Below are 22,480 nucleotides of genomic sequence, written 5' to 3'. Positions count from 1 at the left end.
CATGAAGCATTTGTTCCCCAGCACCGCACTCGCTCTTCTCATCGGCCTGGGCAGCTTGTCGCTCGCGCCCGATACGTTCGCAGCCAATAGCTGGGACAAGCTTCAGCCCGACCGTGACGAGGTGATCGCCAGCCTGAACGTCGTCGAGCTGCTCAAGCGCCACCATTACAGTAAGCCGCCCCTCGATGATGCGCGCTCGCTGATCATCTACGACAGCTACCTCAAGCTGCTGGATCCATCGCGCAGCTACTTCATGGCCAGCGACATTGGCGAATTCGACAAATGGAAAACCCAGTTTGACGACTTCCTCAAGAGTGGCGACCTGAAGCCCGGGTTCACCATCTACAAGCGCTACCTGGACCGGGTCAAATCCCGCCTGGAGTTCGCCCTGGCAGAACTCAACAAAGGCGTGGACAAGCTCGACTTCACCGCCAAGGAAACCCTGCTGGTCGATCGCAAGGATGCCCCTTGGCTCAAGTCCAATGCCGAGCTCGACGACCTGTGGCGCAAACGCGTCAAGGACGAAGTGCTGCGTATGAAAATTGCCGGCAAGGACTCCAAACAGATTCAGGAAACCCTGACCAAGCGCTACAAGAACCAATTGTCGCGCCTGGACCAGACCCGCGCCGAGGACATCTTCCAGGCGTACATCAACACCTTCGCCATGTCCTACGATCCGCATACCAACTACCTGTCACCGGATAACGCGGAAAACTTCGACATCAACATGAGCCTGTCCCTCGAAGGTATCGGCGCCGTGTTGCAGAGCGATAACGACCAGGTCAAGGTCGTGCGCCTGGTGCCTGCCGGTCCAGCCGACAAGACCAAGCTGGTCGCGCCAGCGGACAAGATTATCGGGGTCGCCCAGGGCAACAAGGAAATGGTCGACGTGGTCGGCTGGCGCCTGGACGAAGTGGTCAAGCTGATCCGCGGACCGAAAGGCACCGTGGTCCGCCTGGAAGTGATTCCGGCCAGCAATGCGCCTAACGATCAGACCAGCAAGATCGTGCCGATCACCCGCGAAGCGGTGAAGCTTGAAGACCAGGCGGTGAAAAAATCCGTGCTCAACCTCAAGCAGGATGGCAAGGACTACAAACTCGGCGTGATCGAGATCCCGGCTTTCTACCTCGACTTCAAGGCGTTCCGTGCCGGTGATCCGGACTACAAGAGCACCACCCGCGACGTCAAGAAACTGCTGACCGAACTGCAGAAGGAAAAAGTCGACGGCGTGGTCATCGACCTGCGCAACAATGGCGGCGGCTCCCTGCAGGAAGCCACCGAATTGACCAGCCTGTTCATCGACAAGGGCCCGACCGTACTGGTGCGCAATGCCGATGGCCGGGTCGATGTTCTCGAAGACGAAAACCCGGGGGCGTTCTACAAAGGCCCGATGGCCTTGCTGGTCAACCGCCTGTCGGCCTCGGCCTCGGAGATTTTTGCCGGCGCCATGCAGGACTACCACCGCGCGCTGATCATCGGCGGCCAGACCTTCGGCAAAGGCACGGTGCAGACCATTCAGCCGCTCAACCATGGCGAACTGAAACTGACCCTGGCCAAGTTCTACCGGGTTTCCGGGCAGAGCACCCAACACCAGGGCGTACTGCCGGACATCGATTACCCCTCGATCATCGACACCAAGGAAATCGGCGAAAGCGCCCTGCCGGAAGCCATGCCGTGGGACACCATTCGCCCGGCGATCAAACCGGCCGTCGACCCGTTCAAACCCTTCCTCGCCCAGCTCAAGTCCGAGCATGACGAGCGCACCGCCAGGGACGCCGAGTTTGTCTTCATCCGCGACAAACTGGCCTTGGCACAGAAGCTAATGGCGGAAAAAACCGTCAGCCTCAACGAAGCTGAACGCCGCGCGCAACACACCGATATCGAAGCCAAACAGCTGACGATGGAAAACCTCCGCCGCAAAGCCAAAGGCGAAGAGCCGCTCAAGGAACTGAAAAAAGAAGACGAGGACGCCATCGCGGCCGAGCCAGACAAGACCAAGCCCGAAGACGATGCCTACCTGAGCGAAACCGGGCGGATCCTGCTGGACTACCTGAAACTCAACACCGCGGTCGCCAGCAACAAGAAGTAATGGCCACCCCAGCAATACGCTGACCAGAAAAGACCGGGCTTGCCCGGTCTTTTTTTGCCCACCACATTATTGTCGCATCAGGCCATGCATTACCCCTGGGGGAACTGACCCACAAAGCATGGTGGTAAATCACAAGGGGCTGGCGAGGAACGCTGGGCCTGTCCCCTGGCAGCGCCCCCCTAAGTAGCCGTTACCACAGTAACGGATAGGTACACCCACAAGACCACTCCAAATCAACTCGACCGCGCAGCCAGTTCCTGCAACTTGATCGCCGCCAACGGATGCCCGGCCTTTTCCGCCAGCCCCCACCAGCGAGCCGCCTCTACGGGATCCGGCGCCTTGCTCGGGGTCCCCGCCAGACTGATCACACCCACCTGATAGGCCGCCTTGCCATCGCCCGCCAACGCCGCCAGGCGCAGCAAACGCACGCCCTCCTCGCGGGCACCCAGGCCGACGCCGCGAAACGTCAGGATGTGACCGTAGAAGCTCTGGGCTCCCACGTCGCCCAGGTTGGCCATGCGCGCAAACTGCCCTTCCAGCCAGGCCCAACCCCGCGGCTGACGGACAAACCAGGACCAATGAAACAACCGACGGGCCAGCCAGTAGCTGAGGCGCGCCTTGAGTCGTAGCAACACTCAGGCCTCCGCGGATTCAGGGTATTCGTACTCGAACACACGCACCACTTCCGAAGCATGCCAGGAAGCAGCCGCCACGCCGTCGGACGGCCCGGAAAAGCGCCCCAGACGCTCCACACACTCAAAGAATCCGGTGCGCGGCAACCGGCTCGCACCCTGGCTGATCACCAGCGAACTGCGCAGCGGTTGTTCGGCCCGGGCGTCCAGCGCCGCGAGATGCTCGAGGGCGGCCGTCAGGGTTTGCATGGCCGGGCTGGGCAACTGCAGGCGCTCGAGTAACGCACGATAGGTCAGCAGGTGGCGCTGGCGGCGCGCCTGATCCAGCTCACCGAGCAAACCGTCCCAATGTTGACGACTGATCCGTACACTCACGATTCTTCCCTCCAACCCTGCACCTTCAACTCCCAGGCCAGGCTGCGCCGAATCGCGGCGTCGGGCTGACGCTCGCCGCTTTCGATCAAGGCCAGGTAAGAAGGGCTGATACCTACGGTGCGGGCTAAGGCCTCAATGGCAATGCCCTGTTCTTCGCGTAGATGACGCAGTTGATCCAGCCCCGGAAGAACCGGGTCCGAGGTGGCCGCGTGCGGGACTGTGGCTGCACGCGGTGGTTGCGCCTTGACGCCTGCCGCTTTTAACAATGCTTGATACTGCGCCCATGGCAACACCGCGTACTCGGGTTCACCATCACGTGTGATTATCTGAATATCCATGACTACCCCGTAGGACAACAACACTTAGCGAGTCGGCACTTTTCCCTTGAAGTGTAATCCTAACAGTCGCCAAGGTCGCTGGGGCGTATCAATCTCTGGATGGATCTGATTCGATTCAGTTTTTTTTCGGGCCCTGAAGCTGCAATTGCTCCGGCGAATCAGGCAAGCGCTCAACACTCACCAGTTTTTCCGGGTGCTGGCGGTTACGCCAGAGGCGGAAGGCACTCAGTTCGTCATCCAGGGTTTTCATCAACCATGCCAGCACGGCAATATCGTCGAGCATGCCGAACATTGGGATGAAATCCGGGACGGCATCCAAGGGGCTGAGGAAGTACATCAGGCCCGCTACCACCGACACCAGTGCCTTGGGACTGATGGCCCGGTACTCGCCACGCCAGTATGCCAGGCACAAGGCCTGCAGCAAGCGCAGGTCGTCCTTGAGCTTGCCCAGGCGAAAACCCTGTTTGGCGCCCTTGCTGGCCACTGCAAAGAGCAGGGTCGGCAAACGGCCACGACTGATCAATCGACCGGCCAGGGGCAGGAACCGAGCGAAATTCCAGGGTGTTTTCATCATGCCTCCACTGAAATGTTATCCACACAAATTGTGGATAACCTTGTGAACAGAGCCGCTTTTCAGGCCTCAAAGCCCCGTTTTACAAGGGCTCAAGTCAGATCGGGCGTTTTTTACTCACATAAAAAAACCCCAATATTTCATTGACTTGGCGGCCTGGTGCGGCTAACGGCGGCGCCTTCAATGCTATGACTGCAACGACCGGTGTCGGTTCGACTGGATTTTCCCCCACCGGACGCCAGATGCAACAACGCCCCGGATAAACGGGGCGTTGTTTTTCAACCCGACGCCGCTTACTTGGCGTCGTCTTGCTTGGCTGGATCTTTGATCGCCAGCAGTTCCAGGTCGAATACCAGCACCGAGTTGGCCGGGATTGCCGGGCTAGGGCTTTGTGCGCCGTAGGCCAGTTCGCTAGGAATGTACAGCTTGTACTTCTCGCCTACGTGCATCAGTTGCAGGCCTTCGACCCAACCCGGGATCACGCCGCTGACCGGCAGGTCAATCGGGCTGCCGCGCTCGACCGAACTGTCGAATACGGTGCCGTTGGTCAGGGTGCCGGTGTAGTGCACAGTCACCACATCGGTAGGCTTGGGCTGAGCGCCGTCGGCCTTCTTCACGACTTCGTATTGCAGGCCGGAAGCCGTGGTGGTCACACCGGCTTTCTTGGCATTGTCTTCGAGGAATTTCTTGCCGGCTGCAGCCGACTCTTCACTCATCTTGGCCATACGCTCTTCAGCGCGCTTTTGCAGCGCCGCGAAGGCTTCGACCAGCTCTTCATCCTTGAGCTTCTGTTCTTTCTTGCCGACAGCATCTTCGATGCCTTGGGCTACCGCTTTGGAGTCCAGGTCATCCATGCCTTCCTGAGCCAGGCTTTTGCCCATGTTCAGGCCGATGCCGTAGGAAGCTTTTTGCGCCGGGGTTTTCAGCTCTACGCTGGTCTGCGAGTCACAACCCGCAAGTACCAGGCTAACCAGGGCCACCGCCGCCGCCAACCGATGCTGTTTCATGCTATTTCCTTGTTCATGCGCCTAAAGGGCAATCGAATAAAGCCGCGAGCTTATCAGGCCGCCACGACCAATGGCTACCGGCATGAGAGCGGGAAACCTCCGATAAGTTCAGGTCTTTTAACGCGTTTTGCCCAGGAACCGGGTGAAGTTTCTGTCAGCTTCAGCCGAGGGCAGACGCGACCTGTTCCCACAGGCTATGGCGTAATGGCCTCTTGCTGCCAACCTTGAGCTCAGGCATAACACCCCGATCAATCTACAAGGACGTTTATCGTGCGCCTGCTGCTCCGTTTTCTACTGCTGATTCTGATCCTGCTGGGGGCCGCACTGGCCGTTGTGCTGTATTACGTGGCCAACCCCAAACTGCCGGTTTATACGCCTGCCACCCAAGTGAATTACCTCGACCAGTGGAGCGCGGCCGATCGCCAGACCTACTACTTCACCCCCCAGGGCACCCAGGTAAAGGGCTTGCGGTATGACTGGTTCAAGGCCCTTGAACTGCCGTTTTCCGAGCAACGTTTTGCCGCGCCGCAGTACCTGGCGCGCTTCGGTTTCCTGGTGGACCCGGCGCAAACGGCCACGTCCCGCAACCCGGGCAACCTGCCGGTGGGCTTCGCCCGGCACCAGAATCCTGGCGGCAAAGAAGAGTTTCTGGATATTACCTGTGCCGCCTGCCACACCGGGGAGTTGCGTTATCAGGGCCAGGCGCTGCGCATCGATGGCGGTCCGGCGCAGCACGTGCTGCCCTCCAGCGTCCCGACATTACGCGGCGGCAGCTTCGGCCAGGCGCTGGTGGCCAGTCTTGCCTCGACCTATTACAACCCATGGAAATTCGAACGGTTCGCCCGCAACGTGCTGGGTCCGGACTACGACGCCGGGCACGGACAACTGCGCAAGGACTTCAAGGCCTCGCTGGACACCTTCCTGCGCGTGGCCTGGAATGACACCCATCGCGGCCTTTACCCCACTGAGGAAGGCCCGGGGCGCACCGACGCATTCGGCCGTATCGCCAATGCCACCTTCGGCGACGCCATATCCCCGGACAACTACCGGGTAGCCAACGCTCCCGTGGACTATCCACAACTCTGGGATATCTGGACCTTCGACTGGGTGCAGTGGAACGGTTCCGCCCAGCAGCCCATGGCGCGCAACGTCGGCGAAGCCCTGGGGGTGGGCGCCACCCTGAATTTCTTCGATGCCAATGGCCAACCGCTCAAGGGCGATGCGCGCTACCCCTCCAGCGTTCGCGTGCGAGACCTGCACCTGATCGAAGAAACCCTCAAGCGCCTCAAGCCACCGGCCTGGCCCGAAGCCCTGCTGGGCACCATCGACAAGCCCCTGGCCGCCCAGGGCCGCGCGCTGTTCGCCGAGAACTGCGCCGGTTGCCACGTGCCCAAGGTGATCCAGGCCAACGGTCGACCCGAGCAGCAGTTGAAAATGCTGCCGGTGGCAGTGATCGGCACTGACCCCTCCAGCGCCAACAACATCGCGCAGCACCGTTTTGACGTCACCCCTCTGCAATGGGACCCGGCGGAACTGGCCAACCTCGACGTCAAGCTGCAACCCACCCCGACCGAGCCGCTGGACCTGAGCCAGTTGTCGGTCGCCAAGGGGCTGGCCTACGTCACCGCCTTCGTCGAGAGCCGCGCCTACCGAGAGGCCAACGTCACCCCAGAGGAGCGGCCAGGCATGGATGGTTTCGCCCTGCCGATCGGCGTACGCGAGCGCGTGGCCTACAAGGCGCGGCCGCTGGCCGGCGTCTGGGCCACGGCGCCCTTCCTGCATAACGGTTCGGTGCCAACCCTCTACCAACTGCTCTCACCGCAAAGTGAACGGGTGAGCACCTTCTATAAAGGCACCTTCGAGTACGACCCCAAACACCTGGGCTATCGTACCGAAGCGTTCGACAACGGATTTGTGTTCGATACGCGGGTTACCGGCAACCACAACAGCGGCCACGAGTTTCGCGCTGGCGAACGGGGTAGCGGGGTCATCGGTCGCTTGTTGCTACCCCAGGAACGCTGGGCGCTGCTGGAGTACCTGAAGGTACTGGGTGGCCCCTTGGAGGCGCAATTGCCATGAGCCACGGACAGCCAGGAAGGAGTTTTACATGTTGATGAGCTTATGGCTGCGCCTCGCGGCGTTCGTGGGTAAATGCCTGCTGTGGGTGCTCGGACTCGGCCTGCTCGGCTGGGCCCTGGCCAGCGCCTGGTGGGCCTGGCAGCACAGTGGGCCGGTGTCCGCCCTGGAGCAGATACCGGCCGGCGAAACCGCGATGACCCAGGAGGTGATCCAGACCGCCGTGCGCATCGTCGACCAACACCGCGACAACACCCGCTACCTGCGTGATGCCCATGCCAAGGCGCACGGCTGCCTGAAGGCCGAGGTCCAGGTGCTGACCGACCTGGCCCCCGAGCTGCGCCAGGGCGTATTCAGCGAAGCCGGCAAGACCTGGCAAGCCACCCTGCGCCTGTCCAACGGCAATGCCTACCCGCAGTTCGACAGCATGCGCGACGCCCGGGGCATGGCCCTGAAGTTGCTCGACGTGCCCGGCACGCAGTTGCTCAAGGACCGCCAAGGTCAGGGCGAACAGGACTTTGTCATGTTCAACCACCCGAACTTTTTCGTCAGTGACGTCGCCGAGTACCGGCAGAACGTCGCGGCCCAGGCCGACGGCAAAAAGGTCCTGGCGTTCTTCCCCGGCTGGGACCCGCGCAGTTGGCAGGTGCGCCACCTGTTCACCGCCCTGGCGACGCTGGCGCCAGCCCCGACGAGCCCAACCCAGAGCACCTACTTTTCCGTCTCGCCCTACAAGTTCGGCAGTGCCAACGCCAAGTTTCGCGTGGCGCCGGACCCGGACAGTTGCCCGAGCTATACCCTGCCCGCGCAAAACCAGGCCCTACCGAACTTCCTGCGCAGCGCGCTGAACCAGCAGCTGTCGACGGACCGGGTCCCGGCCTGCTTTGTCCTGCAGATCCAGCGTCAGGACCCAGGCAAGTACATGCCGATCGAAGACACCAGCATTCAATGGCAGGAAAGCGACGCGCCGTTCGAAACCGTGGCGCGCATCCGGATTCCCGCCCAGGACTTCGATACCCCGGCACTGAACCTGCAATGCGACAACCTGTCGTTCAATCCCTGGTTCGGGCTGGAGGCGCACCGCCCCATTGGCGGGATCAATCGACTGCGCAAAGCCGTGTACGAAGCGGTCAGCGATTACCGGCACGCCCGCAACGCTGAACAGTAGGAGCAAGCCGCCCGTCAGGTGACTGGCGGGCGGCCCATGAGGCTCAGTACCGGGCATCCTGCGGTTTGCCGCCTTTTGGCCAGTCCTTGTGCTTGTCCGGGAAGTCTGGCCGAGGCTGATGGGAGAAGTACTCGGCGACGTCCACCGCCTCCTGATCGGAAAGCCCGCCCTGCCCCAGCGGGAATTGTTCATGAAAGCCGATCGGCATGTTGCGTTTGACGAACGCCGCCGCCGTATAGGTACGCGCCATGCCAGCGCCAATGTTGAACGACTCCTCGCCCCACAGTGGCGGGAACACCCACTCGCCCTTGGCGCTCTTCAAGCCTTCGCCCTCTGCGCCATGGCACACCGCGCATTGCTTGGCGTAGACCCGCTCACCGTTGGCGCGGTCTGGCTTGATCGCCGGATCGATCTTGCCGACCCCGCGCCCGGCCACTTTGTCCCCAGGCTGGGTGTTGCGCTTCATCCAGTCGAAGTAGGCAATCATCGCCTGCATGTCCGCCGACTCGACGGGCAGCGGCTGTCCGTCCATTGAACGCCGCAAGCAACCATTGATGCGCTCGGCCAGGGTGATTTCCCGTCCCACTCGCGGCGCATAGCCCGGGAAAAACGCCGATACCCCGACAAACGGCGAGCCATCGGCAACGGTGCCCGCATTGAGGTGGCAACTGGTGCAGTTCAAAGCGTTGCCGACGTTGTCCGGCAGCAGGGCCTTGGTCTGCAGGTGCAGGCGCATGCCCCGCACGACCTGCGGGGCATTGGGCGCCACCAGCATATCGGCCAGACGCGGCGTTTCGAAGGTTACAGGTCCATTCACCGGCTTGAGTTGGCTGCGCAGCTGTTTGACCTGGGCGGCGCTGATCGCTGAGCCCACATTGCCCCAACTGGTGCGCACGAAGCTGAGAATCTCGGCGATCTCCTGATCGGCCAGCCGGGCGAATCCGGGCATGGTGTAAACCCGCGGGTGGGTCTGGGTCTCGGCGGTTTTCCAGCCCGTCAGCGTGATGTGCAACAACGACGTCGGGTCGGCCGAGGCCACGCTCGGGTTGCCCGCCAGCGGCGGGAACATTGCCGGTACACCGCCACCATCGGCGCGGTGGCAGTCGCCACAGAACTGCGTGTAGCCCAGGCCGCCACGGCTGCTGTACAGCGTTACCGGAGGAGCCGCCGGAGCCAGTGGCACGGACGCTGGCGGCAGGTCATCCGGGCCGGCCGGCAGCGACTTGAGGTAAGTCGCGATGGCGTGCAGATCGTCATCGGTAAAGTGCTGGGTACTGTGATGGATCACTTCAGCCATGTTGCCGGACACCGTGGCAAATCGGTTCTGCCCGGTCTTGAGCAACTGCACGGTGTCTTCCACCGTCCACAGGTTACGCAAGCTGAGTGCGCGCCAATGCTCGACGGTCTCCCCGGCCAGGTAATGCTTGCCGCTGGCACCGGCATCACTCATGGCCTTTTCCTGGAAGGCGATACCCCGTGGGGTATGACACGCGCCGCAATGGCCCAGGCCCTGCACCAGATAGGCACCACGGTTCACCTGGGGATCCTTGGCAGGGTCCGCGGCGAAGGGCGTGTCATCGACGAACAGCGTGTTCCAGAACCACAACCCCCAGCGCTGGTTGAACGGCCAGCTCATGTCCGCCTGCAGATTGGCCTGCTTGACCGGACTGACCCCATGCAGCAGGTAGGCATACAGGGCCCGCATATCCGCTTCGCTCATCTTGGCGTAGGACGGGTATGGCATCGCCGGGTACAGGTTGTCGCCCGCCGGCGTCACCCCCTGGCGCATGGCCCGGTCAAACTGCTCGAAGGTGTAGCGCCCGATACCCGTCTCTGGATCGGGGGTGATGTTGCTCGAATACAGGGTGCCCATGGGCGTTGTCAGTTCCAGGCCGCCGGCCATCACCGCACCGTCCTTGGCGGTGTGGCAGGCAATGCAGTCGCCCAACTGGGCCACATACTTGCCTTGGGCGATCAACGGGTCGGCCTGGGTGACCGCTGCCGACGACGGCTCACTGGCGTTGAGGTGGTGCACAAACAATAACGACGAGACCAACACGGCCAGTCGCGGCAAATTCAGATCCATTGAAAACACCCCTTATGGCGCTGATGGCGGATTTTCCCGTTGGCCAGTCGCCCCTTCGTTTTTATAGGTTCAGCAAACGGCAACCGCGGCGTGCAGGTCCCAGGTACTTTCTATAGGAGTTGGCCGGGGTGGCCGTTGACATGTATCAGGCGCAGCCCGAATGGCCGGCGACTGTGGGGGGTGGCACGTAAGGCCAAGGGGTTCAGAGGGAGACGAACGGGCGTTTTGCTAAACCCCAGACAGCAAAAAGCCCGCACTGGGCGGGCTTTCTGTGGTGACCTGGCGTTCAGTGGTCCAGGTGACCGAATATGGCGCAGCGGACGGGACTCGAACCCGCGACCCCCGGCGTGACAGGCCGGTATTCTAACCGACTGAACTACCGCTGCGCTAAGCGTTGAAAGTAAATGGTGGGTGATGACGGGATCGAACCGCCGACATTCTGCTTGTAAGGCAGACGCTCTCCCAGCTGAGCTAATCACCCTTTACCTTCGTTGCGAGACACATTATGCCACAGGTTTTTATAAAGTGTTGATTTAATTGAAGTATTTCTCAAATAAATCTAAAAACCGGTGAAACATGCTTCCTGCAGGAACTTCGGATAGAAAAAAGCCCGCCTAGGCGGGCTTTTCCGTGGTGACCTGGTGTTCAGCGTTCCAGGTGACCGAATATGGCGCAGCGGACGGGACTCGAACCCGCGACCCCCGGCGTGACAGGCCGGTATTCTAACCGACTGAACTACCGCTGCGCATAACACTAAAAACGAATGGTGGGTGATGACGGGATCGAACCGCCGACATTCTGCTTGTAAGGCAGACGCTCTCCCAGCTGAGCTAATCACCCTTCGCTTCGGTGTGGCGCGCATTCTACGGAGCGACCTCACCTCTGGCAAGCACTTTTTTAAATAATTTTTTGAGGCCTTCCAAAGGCTTAGCGAAGGGTTGGCCTATTGAGCTGCGCGGAGAATAATGCCCCCCTTTGTATAAAGGAGAGGCTCACCCCATGTGGTTCAAAAACCTGCTTATCTATCGCCTGACCCAAGATCTGCCTGTTGATGCCGAGGCGTTGGAAACTGCACTGGCCACCAAGCTGGCGCGTCCATGTGCAAGCCAGGAGTTGACCACCTACGGTTTCGTCGCGCCGTTCGGCAAAGGCGAAGATGCCCCATTGGTGCATGTCAGCGGCGACTTCCTGCTGATCAGCGCACGCAAGGAAGAGCGCATCCTGCCAGGCAGCGTCGTGCGTGATGCGCTCAAGGAAAAGGTCGAAGAGATCGAAGCCGAACAAATGCGCAAGGTCTATAAGAAGGAGCGCGATCAACTCAAGGATGAAATCATCCAGGCGTTCCTGCCCCGCGCTTTTATTCGCCGCTCGTCGACCTTCGCCGCCATCGCGCCGAAACAGGGCCTGATCCTCGTCAACTCGGCCAGCCCGAAACGGGCCGAAGACCTGCTGTCCACCCTGCGTGAAGTGATCGGCACCCTGCCGGTGCGTCCGCTGACGGTAAAAATGTCGCCGACCGCAACCATGACCGAATGGGTCACGGCCCAGAAAGCCGCGGATGACTTCTTTGTGCTGGACGAGTGCGAGCTGCGCGACACCCATGAAGACGGTGGCATCGTGCGCTGCAAACGTCAGGACCTGACCAGCGAAGAAATCCAGCTGCACCTGAGCACCGGCAAAGTGGTGACCCAGCTGTCCCTGGCCTGGCAAGACAAACTGTCGTTTGTCCTCGACGACAAGATGGTGGTCAAGCGCCTGAAGTTCGAAGACCTGCTGCAAGACCAGGCGGAACAGGACGGCGGCGACGAAGCCCTGGGCCAACTGGATGCCAGCTTCACCCTGATGATGCTGACCTTCGGCGAATTCCTCCCGGCATTGGTGGAAGCGTTGGGCGGCGAAGAGATTCCGCAAGGCATCTAAAGCCTGGCGATCTCTCCTGTAGGAGCGAGCTTGCTCGCGATGGTGTGTCAGGCAAATGAGTGACGTCTGATACACCATCGCGAGCAAGCTCGCTCCTACAAGTGTTTTATGGTGTAACTAATAATAAGGAACAGGTCATGCGCGCATTGGCAGCATTGAGTCGTTTTGTCGGTAACACCTTTGCTTACTGGGTTCTGATTTTTGCAGTCGTGGCATTCCTGCAGCCGGGCTGGTTCATTGACCTGAAAAGCGCCATCGTGCCGCTGCTGGGGCTGGTGATGTTCGGCATGGGCCTGACCCTCAAGCTCGAAGACTTCGCCGAAGTCGCGCGCCATCCGTGGCGCGTGGCCTTGGGTGTCGTCGCGCAGTTCGTGATCATGCCGGGCATGGCCTGGTTACTGTGCCAGGTGTTCAGCCTGCCGCCGGAAATCGCCGTCGGGGTTATCCTGGTGGGCTGCTGCCCCAGTGGCACCTCCTCCAACGTCATGACCTGGCTGGCCCGCGGCGACCTCGCCTTAGCGGTCGCCATCTCCGCCATCACCACCCTGCTTGCCCCACTGCTGACCCCGACGCTGATCTGGTTGCTGGCTTCGGCCTGGCTGCCTGTCTCGTTCATGGAGTTGTTCTGGTCGATCCTGCAAATCGTCCTGCTGCCGATCGTACTTGGCGTGATCGCACAGCGCGTGCTGGGGGCACGGGCTCGTTACGCCATCGAAGTCTTGCCGCTGATTTCGGTGGTGAGCATCGTCATCATCGTGGCCGCAGTGGTCGCCGCCAGCCAGGCGAAAATTGCCGAATCCGGCTTGTTGATCATGGCAGTGGTGATGTTGCATAACAGCTTCGGTTATCTGCTGGGCTACCTCACCGGACACCTGTTCAAATTGCCGCTGGCGCAGCGTAAAACCCTGGCACTGGAAGTCGGCATGCAGAACTCCGGCCTGGGTGCAGCCCTGGCCAGCGCGCACTTCTCGCCGCTGGCGGCGGTACCCAGCGCCTTGTTCAGCGTCTGGCACAACATTTCGGGCGCCCTGCTCTCGACCTACTTGCGACGCATGAGTGAGAAACAGGACCGGGAACTGGCGGCACAACAAGCGGCTGACTGACGCGGGCGCTTGATCCCCGGGTTAATGATGGGCACTATACTGCGCAACGCGAGGACGACCTCGCGGCTCGATCGAGTCATTAACCTGGGGACGACCCCGTCAATCGATGGAGGTTTGCATGTCCTGGATCATTCTGTTTTTCGCCGGTCTGTTTGAAGTCGGCTGGGCCGTTGGCCTGAAATACACCGACGGCTTCAGCCGCCCTCTGCCCACCGCCCTGACCATCGTCGCCATGGCCATCAGCCTCGGCTTGCTGGGGCTGGCGATGAAGGAGTTGCCACTGGGCACCGCCTACGCGATCTGGACAGGCGTAGGCGCAGTGGGCACGGTCATCGCCGGGATCATCCTGTTTGGTGAATCCATGGCGCTGTTCCGCCTGGCCAGCGTTGCGCTGATCATCGCCGGGCTGGTCGGGCTGAAGATCAGCGCGGCCTGATCCGCTGGATAAAAAACGCCCGCATCACGCGGGCGTTTTTTTATCGGTGCACTGCTAGCGCACCGTCCCCCGCAGCTCGCTCACCCGCGCCTGCAACTGCGCCGGCGCTGCCGCCTCCACGGCCACCGGCGGCCCTGCCACCAGGGTCACCCGCGACCAGAGCCGACGGAAAAAACCCTTGTTCGGGTCGCGGCTGAAGAAGCTGCCCCACAACCCTTGCAGGGCCAACGGAATCACCGGCACCGGGGTCTGTTCGAGAATCCGCGTCAGCCCGCCCTTGAACTCATCGATCTCACCGTCAGCGGTCAGCTTGCCTTCGGGAAAGATGCACACCAGTTCGCCGTCCTTGAGGTACTGGGCAATGCGGCTGAAGGCCCTTTCGTAGATCTGGATGTCTTCCTGGCGCCCGGCGATGGGAATCGTCCCGGCAGTGCGGAAGATAAAGTTCAACACCGGCAGGTTGTAGATCTTGTAGTACATCACGAAGCGAATCGGCCGACGTACCGCGCCGCCAATCAGCAAGGCGTCGACAAACGACACGTGATTGCACACCAACAGCGCCGCCCCCTCATCGGGAATCAGCTCCAGGTTGCGGTGCTGGACGCGGTACATGGAATGGCTGAGCAGCCAGATCATGAAGCGCATGCTGAATTCGGGGACAATCCGGAAGATGTAGGCGTTGACCCCGATATTGAGCAGCGACACCACCAGGAACAACTGGGGAATCGTCAACTTGGCCAGGCTCAGCAAGACAATGGTGACGATCGCCGACACCACCATGAACAGCGCATTCAGAATGTTGTTGGCCGCAATCACCCGCGCCCGCTCATGCTCGGCAGTACGCGACTGAATCAACGCGTACAGCGGCACGATGTAGAACCCTCCAAACACCCCCAGCCCGAGGATATCCAGAAGCACCAGCCAGGTATGGGCAAAGCCGAGCACGTCGAGCCAGCCATGGCCTTCGACGCTGTCCGGGATGCCGCCAGAGTGCCACCACAGCAGCAGGCCGAACACCGTCAAGCCAAAGGAGCCAAAGGGCACCAGGCCGATCTCGACTTTGCGCCCGGAGAGTTTCTCGCAGAGCATCGAGCCCAGGGCGATCCCCACCGAGAACACCGTAAGGATCAGGGTCACCACGGTTTCGTCGCCGTGCATCCACTCCTTGGCGTACGCCGGGATCTGCGTCAGGTAAATCGCCCCGACGAACCAGAACCATGAGTTACCGACAATCGAACGCGACACCGCCGGCGTCTGCCCCAGGCCCAGGCGCAAGGTGGCCCAGGACTCACTGAAGATATTCCAGTTCAGCCGTAGCTCAGGCGTGGAGGCCGCCGCACGGGGAATGCCACGACTGGCCAGGTAACCGAGCACCGCAATGGCAATGATCGCCGTGGCGACAATGGGCGCGTAGTGACTGGAAGACATCATGATCCCGGCACCGATGGTCCCGGCGAGGATCGCCAGGAAGGTACCCATTTCCACCAGGCCGTTACCACCGACCAACTCTTCTTCACGCAGCGCCTGGGGCAGAATCGAGTATTTCACCGGACCAAACAGTGCCGATTGGCTGCCCATGGCAAACAACGCCAGCAGCATCAGCCACAGGTGATCGAACAGGAAACCGACCGCACCCACCGCCATAATGGCGATTTCTCCCAGCTTGATCAGACGGATCAACGCGTCCTTGGCAAATTTTTCCCCGAACTGTCCGGCCAGCGCCGAAAACAAAAAGAACGGCAGGATGAACAACAACGCACAGAGGTTGACCCAGATCGAGCGGTCGCCCTCGATGGCCAGCTTGTACAGAATGGCAAGGATCAACGACTGCTTGAAGATGTTGTCGTTGAACGCCCCGAGCGATTGCGTAAGAAAAAACGGCAGGAAGCGCCGCTTGTGAAGCAAGGTGAACTGCGAAGGGTGACTCATCTTCCATGTCCCTGAGTGGCCTGGATGCTCTTATTGGAATGTCGCTCAGCGATCCAGGCCACAACCTTAGGACTATTTCTTCAATCCGGCGATGCACGGCGAGACAAACAATTCACCGCGCCAGGCACCTTGCACGGTGCGTTTGGCGACGATCAGCCACAGGCTCGCCAGCAACACCACCAGCACCGAGCCGAACACACTGAAGAAGAGCAGATTCAAGGTGCTCGCCAGTTTCAGGGTGGCCAGCGAATAGACGCCGAGCGGGAAGGTAAAGCCCCACCATCCAAGGTTGAAGGGAATGCCGTCGCGCAGGTAGCGCAGGGTAATCAGCACGGCCATCAGCATCCACCACAGGCCAAAACCCCACAGGGTGATGCCGCCGATCAGCCCCAGCCCCGCCGCCACTTCACCGACTCCCGGCAGGCCATTGGCGGCGAAGATCGCCGGCCCATCAGCGCCCAGCAGCAGCATGCCCAGCGCCCCGGTGCCGATCGGCCCCAACGCCAGCCAGCTCGACGCCGCCATGTTCTCGTGGGGCAACTTGTGCAAGGCCATGCGCAACAGCAGGATGGTCAGGATGCTGAACGCCACCGGCAGCGAGAACGCCCACAGCACGTAGCTGGTGCAGAGCATCACCAATTGCCCATGGGCGTCCGCCAGGTGCGGGGCCAGCAGGCCACCACTGGCTGCGGCGACTTCCGCCGCCACCACTGGCAACAACCACACGGCCGTCATCTGGTCGATGCTGTGCTCCTGGCGGGTGAACATCAGGTACGGGATGAGCACACCACAGGCCAGCGACATGGCCACGTCCAGCCACCACAGGACCTCGGCCACCTGCACCACCTCCTGGCCCCAGCGCAGCACGCCAAACACCAGGAAACCATTAATGATGGTGGCCAGGCCCATGGGAATGGTGCCGAAAAACATCGACACCGTGGAGTGGGCAAAAATCCGCCGCGCCTCATCAAAGAACAACACCCAGCGCGCGGCATACAGCACGCTGAACAACAGAAACAGACCGATGTTGAACAACCACAGGCCTTCGGCGAACACCCGCAGCCCAGGGATCGCGAGCGGCAACTGGGCCAGGGCCAACGCCAGCACCCCAGTGCCCATGGTGGCGGCGAACCAGTTGGGGGTGAACTGGCGAATCACTTCGCGCCGGTGGTGCAACTGGCTCAAGGGCCGGTTGATAATTTTGCTGCTATTGGCGCATTGCATACTGAGCTCCTGTCCCCTGATGAGGTAGAGCCCATGATAGAACCGCATCGAATATCTATATAACGGGTAATATCTCTAACTGTTATCTATTTTGCAGATATACAAATCACACACTGCCCTCCGATTCAATCACCAGCACCCGCGCCGGTCCTTGTGGATGCGCCACGTGCTCGGTGCCCACCGCGGCGTAAAAAATGTCCCCGACCTCCAGCACAACGGTCTGCTCGACACCGTTCTCGCGGTAGCGCATCTGCACCTGCCCATCGAGCACCACAAACACTTCCTGGCCATCGTTGACGTGCCATGTGTACGGCTGGTCCGTCCAGTGCAGGCGCGTGGTGATGCCATTCATGTTGGCAATATCCAGCGCCGCCCAGGCCCGTTCGCCGGTAAACGCTTTGCTGCGGATGATCTTCATACAGACGCAATCCTTGAGGTCAGTACCGATTGATGGCCAAGGCTAACGCAAATGCGGTGCTCCGGCTCGGCTCACGCAAGATCGCCCTGCGACACCCCGCCACGCTGAGACCTTGGTCGACACTGACGCCGCCTGAACATCGTGCGAGACTGTCCGACCGGGCTGCAATCCCGGGCGTCTTTTGCCAGGAGTTTCCATGTCGTTGTCCAGCGGGCTGATCGCCGCCGTCGCCCTGGCCTATATGGCCATCATGTTCGCCATCGCCTTTTATGGCGACCGCCGCAGCACGCCGCTGCCGCCGCGCATGCGCGCCTGGGTGTACAGCCTGTCGCTGGCCGTCTATTGCACCAGTTGGACCTTCTTTGGTGCGGTGGGCCAGGCCGCCGAACAGCTCTGGTCGTTCCTGCCGATTTACCTGGGGCCGATTCTGTTGTTAGTGCTGGCACCTTGGGTGCTGCAAAAAATGGTGATGATCAGCAAGCAGGAGAACATCACCTCGATTGCCGACTTCATCGCCGCCCGCTACGGCAAATCCCAGTCGCTGGCGGTGGTGGTCGCACTGATCTGCCTGGTCGGCGTGCTGCCTTATATTGCCCTGCAGCTCAAGGGCATCGTCCTGGGGGTCAACCTGCTGATCGGCGCGGGTGCCGACGCCATGGGTACCCGCGCCCAGGACACGGCGTTGATCGTGTCGCTGATCCTGGCGTTGTTCACCATCGTCTTCGGCACCCGCAACCTGGATGCCACCGAGCACCACCGGGGCATGGTGCTGGCGATTGCCTTTGAGTCGCTGGTCAAGCTGTTCGCCTTTCTTGCCGTCGGCGCCTTTGTCACCTACGGCCTGTACGACGGTTTCGAAGACCTGTTCGACCAGGCCATGCTCGCCCCGCGCCTGGAGCAATACTGGAAGGAAACCATCAACTGGCCGTCAATGGTGGTGCAGACCGGTGTGGCGATGATGGCGATCATCTGCCTGCCCCGGCAGTTTCACGTCACGGTGGTGGAGAACATCGAACCCCAGGACCTGCGCCTGGCGAAATGGGTGTTCCCCGCCTACCTGGCGCTCGCTGCGCTGTTCGTGGTGCCGATTGCCCTGGCTGGGCAAATGCTGCTGCCCAGTTCCGTGCTGCCCGACTCCTTCGTCATCAGCCTGCCATTGGCCCAGGCCCATCCGGCCCTGGCGCTGCTGGCATTCATCGGTGGCGCCTCGGCCGCCACCGGTATGGTGATCGTCGCCAGTGTCGCGCTGTCGACCATGGTGTCCAACGACATGCTGCTGCCGTGGCTGCTGCGGCGCAAAAACGCCGAGCGTCCGTTCGAAGTCTTCCGCCACTGGATGCTCTCGGTCCGCCGTGTGAGCATCGTGGTGATTCTGCTGCTGGCCTATGTCGCCTATCGCTTGCTCGGCTCCACCGCCAGCCTGGCCACCATCGGCCAGATCGCCTTTGCCGCGGTCACCCAGCTGGCGCCCGCGATGCTCGGCGCGCTGTACTGGAAACAGGCCAATCGCCGCGGCGTGTTTGCCGGCCTCGCCGCGGGCACCTTCCTGTGGTTCTACACGCTGATCCTGCCGATTGCCGCCCACAGCATGGGCTGGTCGCTGAGCAGTTTCCCGGGCCTTGGCTGGCTGCACAGCAACCCGCTGAACCTGCCGATCACCCCACTGACCCAGGGCGTGGTGCTGTCGCTGGCGGGTAACTTCACGCTGTTTGCCTGGGTCTCGGTGCTGTCCCGCACCCGGGTCTCGGAACACTGGCAGGCCGGGCGCTTCATCGGCCAGGAGATCAGCGCGCGGCCCAGCGCCCGCTCGATGCTCGCGGTGCAGATCGACGACCTGCTGCAGTTGGCGGCGCGCTTCGTGGGCGAAGAGCGGGCGCGGCAGAGTTTCATCCGCTTCGCCTATCGCCAGGGCAAAGGCTTCAACCCGAACCAGAATGCCGACGGTGAATGGATCGCCCACACTGAGCGCTTGCTCGCCGGTGTCCTGGGAGCCTCATCGACCCGCGCCGTGGTGAAAGCCGCGATTGAAGGCCGGGAAATGCAGCTCGAAGACGTGGTGCGCATTGCCGACGAAGCCTCGGAAGTGCTGCAGTTCAACCGCGCACTGCTGCAAGGCGCGATCGAGAACATCACCCAGGGCATCAGCGTGGTCGACCAGTCGCTCAAGCTGGTGGCCTGGAACCGCCGTTACCTGGAACTGTTCAACTACCCCGACGGCCTGATCAGCGTCGGCCGGCCGATTGCCGACATCATTCGCCACAATGCCGAGCGCGGCCTGTGCGGTCCCGGCGAGGCGGAAGTACACGTGGCCCGTCGCCTGCACTGGATGCGCCAGGGTCGCGCCCACACCTCCGAGCGGCTGTTCCCCAACGGCCGGGTGATCGAGTTGATCGGCAACCCGATGCCGGGCGGTGGTTTTGTCATGAGTTTCACCGACATCACCGCGTTCCGCGAAGCCGAGCAGGCCCTGACCGAAGCCAACGAAGGCCTGGAACGCCGCGTCACCGAGCGGACCCACGAACTGTCGCAACTGAACGTCGCCCTGACCGAAGCCAAGGGCACGGCCGAGTCGGCCAACCAGTCGAAAACCCGCTTCCTCGCGGCGGTCAGCCATGACCTGATGCAGCCCTTGAATGCGGCGCGCCTGTTCTCTGCCGCCCTCTCCCACCGCGACGAAGAGCTGAGCCCGGAAACCCAGCAACTGGTGCAGCACCTGGACAGCTCGCTGCGCTCGGCCGAAGACCTGATCAGCGACCTGCTGGATATCTCGCGCCTGGAAAACGGCAAGATCAACCCGGATCGCCAGCCCTTCGTGCTCAACGAACTGTTCGACACCCTGGGGGCTGAATTCAAGGCCCTGGCCCGCGAGCAAGGCTTGAAGTTCCGCCTGCGCGGCAGCCGCCTGCGGGTCGACAGCGACAGCAAACTGCTGCGCCGGGTGCTGCAGAATTTCCTCACCAACGCCTTCCGTTATGCCAAGGGTCCGGTGCTGTTGGGGGTGCGTCGCAAGGGCGACCACCTGTGCCTGGAAGTCTGGGACCGTGGCCCGGGGATCCCGGAAGACAAGCGCCGGGTAATCTTCGAAGAGTTCAAGCGCCTGGACAGTCACCAGACCCGCGCCGAGAAAGGCCTGGGGCTAGGCCTGGCGATTGCCGACGGCTTGTGCCGGGTCCTCGGCCATCAACTGCAAGTGCGTTCATGGCCAGGCAAAGGCAGCGTGTTCAGCGTCAGCGTCCCCCTGGCCCGCGCGCAGGCCAGCGCCCCAAGCAAGGTCGCCGAGCTCAATGGCCAATTGCCTAAGGGCGCGCAAGTGCTGTGCGTGGATAACGAAGACAGCATCCTGATCGGCATGAACAGCCTGCTCACGCGCTGGGGCTGCCAGGTGTTCACCGCGCGCAACCGCGAGGAGTGCGCGACGCTGCTCAACGACGGCATGCGCCCACAACTGGCACTGGTGGACTACCACCTCGATGATGGCGAAACCGGGACTCAATTGATGGCCTGGCTGCGCACCCGCCTGGGCGAGCCGGTGCCGGGCGTGGTGATCAGCGCCGATGGCCGCCCCGAGATGGTTGCCCAGGTGCATGCCGCAGGGCTGGACTACCTGGCCAAGCCGGTGAAACCGGCGGCCTTGCGCGCCTTGCTGAGTCGGCACTTGCCCCTTTAACCGTGACCCGGGCGACGAACCCGTAGCAGCTGTCGAGCAACGCGAGGCTGCGTGGATTACCGACCGCCTGGGTTACTCGGGCAATTCGGCCAGGCCATCGACATCGGTCATCGCCCGCTCCAGCAAGTCCGCCGGCAGGCTCTTGCTGGCCCGTGCGCCGAGCAACTTGAGCTGCTCGCTGCGGCTGACCAGGTTGCCACGGCCTTCGGTCAGCTTGTTGCGGGCCGCGCTGTAGGCCTTGTCCAACTGCTGCAGGCGATTGCCGACTTCGTCCAGGTCCTGGATGAACAACACGAACTTGTCGTACAGCCAGCCCGCACGCTCGGCGATTTCCCGGGCATTCTGGCTCTGGCGCTCCTGCTTCCACAGGCTGTCGATCACCCGCAGGGTCGCCAGCAAGGTGGTCGGGCTGACGATCACGATATGCCGGTCGAAGGCTTCCTGAAACAGGTTCGGCTCGGCCTGCAGGGCGGCGGAAAACGCCGCTTCGATGGGCACGAACAACAACACGAAGTCGAGGCTGTGCAAGCCTTCCAGACGCTTGTAATCCTTGTCGGACAAGCCTTTGACGTGATTGCGCAAGGACTGCACGTGCTGCTTGAGTGCGGCCTGGCCCAGCGCCGCATCCTCGGCAGCCACGTACTGTTGATAGGCCGTGAGGCTGACCTTGGAGTCGACCACCACTTGCCTGTCGCCCGGCAGGTAAATCAACACGTCCGGCTGGAAACGCTCGCCATCCGGGCCCTTGAGGTTGACCTGGGTCTGGTATTCGCGGCCCTTCTCCAGGCCGGCATGCTCCAGCACCCGCTCCAGAATCAACTCACCCCAGTTGCCCTGGGTTTTCTGGCCCTTGAGAGCACGGGTGAGGTTGGTCGCCTCGTCGCTCAGGCGCAGGTTCAGTTGTTGCAGGCGCTCCAGTTCCTTGCCCAGGGAGAAACGCTCCCGGGCCTCGGCCTGATAACTTTCCTCGACACGTTTTTCGAAGGATTGAATGCGTTCTTTCAGCGGGTCGAGCAACTGGCCCAGGCGCTGCTGGCTGGTCTCGGCAAACCGCTGCTCGCGCTCATCGAAGATCTTCCCCGCCAGCTCGGCGAATTGCGCCCGCAGCTCGTCGCGCGAACCTTGCAGGTCGTTGAGGCGCTGCTGATGGCTGTCCTGTTGTTCACGCAGTTCAGCATTCAGCGAAGCGGCCTGGGCATCCAGGCGCCGCAGCTCGGTCTCTTTGCTGTTGCGCTCCAGGTTCCAGGCATGGGCCGCGTCACGGGCGTTGTCGCGCTCGATCTGCAGCAGTTCGACTTCCCGGCGCACGGCCGCCAGCTCGGCTTGCTTGCTGGCGTTGGCTTGGCCCAGGTCGCTGATTTCATCGCGGCAGGCATCCAGTTGCGCACTCAGCCCGTCCTGGGCCAACTGGGCGGTGCCCAGGCGCTCCTCCAGCAGTGCC

Annotated in this window: 17 protein-coding genes and 4 tRNA genes; 7 read left to right on the top strand and 14 right to left on the bottom strand. The window is 61.8% G+C overall.

Annotated features, from left to right (window positions below; translation table 11 throughout):
• The first annotated feature begins 1 nt into the window (after nt 1).
• Nucleotides 2–2,089, top strand: a complete 2,088-nt coding sequence (locus AACY45_RS00930) for a carboxy terminal-processing peptidase (RefSeq protein ID WP_339543720.1) — start codon at nt 2–4, stop codon at nt 2,087–2,089.
• 233 nt (nt 2,090–2,322) lie between these two features.
• Here the strand turns inward: AACY45_RS00930 and AACY45_RS00925 are convergent, their stop codons facing one another.
• The 5 genes from AACY45_RS00925 to AACY45_RS00905 all read right to left on the bottom strand — a co-directional run bounded on the left by AACY45_RS00925 (nt 2,323) and on the right by AACY45_RS00905 (nt 5,012).
• Nucleotides 2,323–2,724, bottom strand: a complete 402-nt coding sequence (locus tag AACY45_RS00925; protein WP_339543719.1) for a sel1 repeat family protein — start codon at nt 2,722–2,724, stop codon at nt 2,323–2,325.
• A complete protein-coding gene (locus AACY45_RS00920; RefSeq protein WP_003179080.1) occupies nt 2,725–3,096 on the bottom strand; it encodes a hypothetical protein in 372 nt (123 codons plus the stop codon).
• Entirely contained in the window at nt 3,093–3,434 is a 342-nt protein-coding gene (locus AACY45_RS00915) for a helix-turn-helix domain-containing protein (RefSeq protein WP_339543718.1), read from the bottom strand. The genes AACY45_RS00920 and AACY45_RS00915 overlap by 4 nt, the downstream gene beginning before the upstream one ends.
• Before the next feature lie 115 nt (nt 3,435–3,549).
• The gene (locus tag AACY45_RS00910; RefSeq protein ID WP_339543717.1) at nt 3,550–4,005 is read right to left on the bottom strand and encodes a YkvA family protein; all 456 of its coding nucleotides are present in this window, start codon (nt 4,003–4,005) and stop codon (nt 3,550–3,552) included.
• Between the two features lie 293 nt (nt 4,006–4,298).
• The gene (locus AACY45_RS00905) at nt 4,299–5,012 is read right to left on the bottom strand and encodes an FKBP-type peptidyl-prolyl cis-trans isomerase (RefSeq protein ID WP_095170311.1); all 714 of its coding nucleotides are present in this window, start codon (nt 5,010–5,012) and stop codon (nt 4,299–4,301) included.
• Between the two features lie 270 nt (nt 5,013–5,282).
• Here AACY45_RS00905 and AACY45_RS00900 point away from each other — a divergent pair, with 270 nt between their 5' ends.
• The gene (locus tag AACY45_RS00900; RefSeq protein WP_339543716.1) at nt 5,283–7,091 is read left to right on the top strand and encodes a di-heme-cytochrome C peroxidase; all 1,809 of its coding nucleotides are present in this window, start codon (nt 5,283–5,285) and stop codon (nt 7,089–7,091) included.
• 28 nt (nt 7,092–7,119) lie between these two features.
• On the top strand, nt 7,120–8,256 hold the full coding sequence (locus tag AACY45_RS00895) for a catalase family protein (RefSeq protein WP_339543715.1): 1,137 nt from the start codon (nt 7,120–7,122) through the stop codon (nt 8,254–8,256).
• A 43-nt stretch (nt 8,257–8,299) separates the two neighbouring features.
• Here AACY45_RS00895 and AACY45_RS00890 read toward each other — a convergent pair whose 3' ends face one another.
• The 5 genes from AACY45_RS00890 to AACY45_RS00870 all read right to left on the bottom strand — a co-directional run bounded on the left by AACY45_RS00890 (nt 8,300) and on the right by AACY45_RS00870 (nt 11,182).
• The gene (locus tag AACY45_RS00890) at nt 8,300–10,342 is read right to left on the bottom strand and encodes a c-type cytochrome (protein ID WP_339543714.1); all 2,043 of its coding nucleotides are present in this window, start codon (nt 10,340–10,342) and stop codon (nt 8,300–8,302) included.
• A 309-nt stretch (nt 10,343–10,651) separates the two neighbouring features.
• Nucleotides 10,652–10,728: transfer RNA gene (locus AACY45_RS00885), tRNA-Asp, on the bottom strand.
• Nucleotides 10,729–10,747: 19 nt separating this feature from the next.
• Nucleotides 10,748–10,823: transfer RNA gene (locus tag AACY45_RS00880), tRNA-Val, on the bottom strand.
• 187 nt (nt 10,824–11,010) lie between these two features.
• Nucleotides 11,011–11,087 (bottom strand) — tRNA-Asp (locus AACY45_RS00875).
• Nucleotides 11,088–11,106: 19 nt separating this feature from the next.
• Nucleotides 11,107–11,182 (bottom strand) — tRNA-Val (locus tag AACY45_RS00870).
• A 159-nt stretch (nt 11,183–11,341) separates the two neighbouring features.
• On the opposite strand from AACY45_RS00870, the gene rdgC reads away from it, so the two are divergent.
• From rdgC to sugE, 3 genes are all read left to right on the top strand, one after another.
• Nucleotides 11,342–12,262 (top strand): recombination-associated protein RdgC, encoded by a 921-nt coding sequence (gene rdgC, locus AACY45_RS00865; RefSeq protein WP_339543713.1) that lies wholly within the window; start codon nt 11,342–11,344, stop codon nt 12,260–12,262.
• A 137-nt stretch (nt 12,263–12,399) separates the two neighbouring features.
• A complete protein-coding gene (locus AACY45_RS00860) occupies nt 12,400–13,365 on the top strand; it encodes a bile acid:sodium symporter family protein (protein ID WP_339543712.1) in 966 nt (321 codons plus the stop codon).
• A gap of 118 nt (nt 13,366–13,483) precedes the next feature.
• Entirely contained in the window at nt 13,484–13,801 is a 318-nt protein-coding gene (sugE, locus tag AACY45_RS00855; RefSeq protein ID WP_027620002.1) for a quaternary ammonium compound efflux SMR transporter SugE, read from the top strand.
• Nucleotides 13,802–13,855: 54 nt separating this feature from the next.
• Here the strand turns inward: sugE and AACY45_RS00850 are convergent, their stop codons facing one another.
• The 3 genes from AACY45_RS00850 to AACY45_RS00840 all read right to left on the bottom strand — a co-directional run bounded on the left by AACY45_RS00850 (nt 13,856) and on the right by AACY45_RS00840 (nt 17,372).
• Nucleotides 13,856–15,730 carry an MFS transporter gene (locus AACY45_RS00850; RefSeq protein WP_339543711.1) on the bottom strand — a complete coding sequence of 625 codons (1,875 nt, stop codon included), beginning with the start codon at nt 15,728–15,730 and terminating at the stop codon, nt 13,856–13,858.
• 72 nt (nt 15,731–15,802) lie between these two features.
• Complete coding sequence (locus tag AACY45_RS00845; RefSeq protein ID WP_339543710.1) at nt 15,803–16,954, bottom strand: TDT family transporter; 1,152 nt, start codon at nt 16,952–16,954, stop codon at nt 15,803–15,805.
• Between the two features lie 106 nt (nt 16,955–17,060).
• Nucleotides 17,061–17,372 (bottom strand): cupin domain-containing protein, encoded by a 312-nt coding sequence (locus AACY45_RS00840; protein ID WP_339543709.1) that lies wholly within the window; start codon nt 17,370–17,372, stop codon nt 17,061–17,063.
• A gap of 196 nt (nt 17,373–17,568) precedes the next feature.
• Between AACY45_RS00840 and AACY45_RS00835 the strand changes: the two genes are divergently transcribed.
• Nucleotides 17,569–21,039, top strand: coding sequence for a hybrid sensor histidine kinase/response regulator (locus AACY45_RS00835; RefSeq protein ID WP_339543708.1), 3,471 nt, complete (start codon nt 17,569–17,571; stop codon nt 21,037–21,039).
• A 72-nt stretch (nt 21,040–21,111) separates the two neighbouring features.
• On the opposite strand, the gene rmuC is transcribed toward AACY45_RS00835, so the two are convergent.
• Nucleotides 21,112–22,476, bottom strand: coding sequence for a DNA recombination protein RmuC (rmuC, locus tag AACY45_RS00830; protein WP_162530235.1), 1,365 nt, complete (start codon nt 22,474–22,476; stop codon nt 21,112–21,114).
• Nucleotides 22,477–22,480 lie beyond the last annotated feature (4 nt).

This window comes from Pseudomonas sp. RA_35y_Pfl2_P32 (genome assembly GCF_963970735.1).
Classification (GTDB): domain Bacteria; phylum Pseudomonadota; class Gammaproteobacteria; order Pseudomonadales; family Pseudomonadaceae; genus Aquipseudomonas.
Note: the sequence above shows the minus strand (reverse complement) of the source record. Positions and strands in the feature narration are given on the sequence as shown.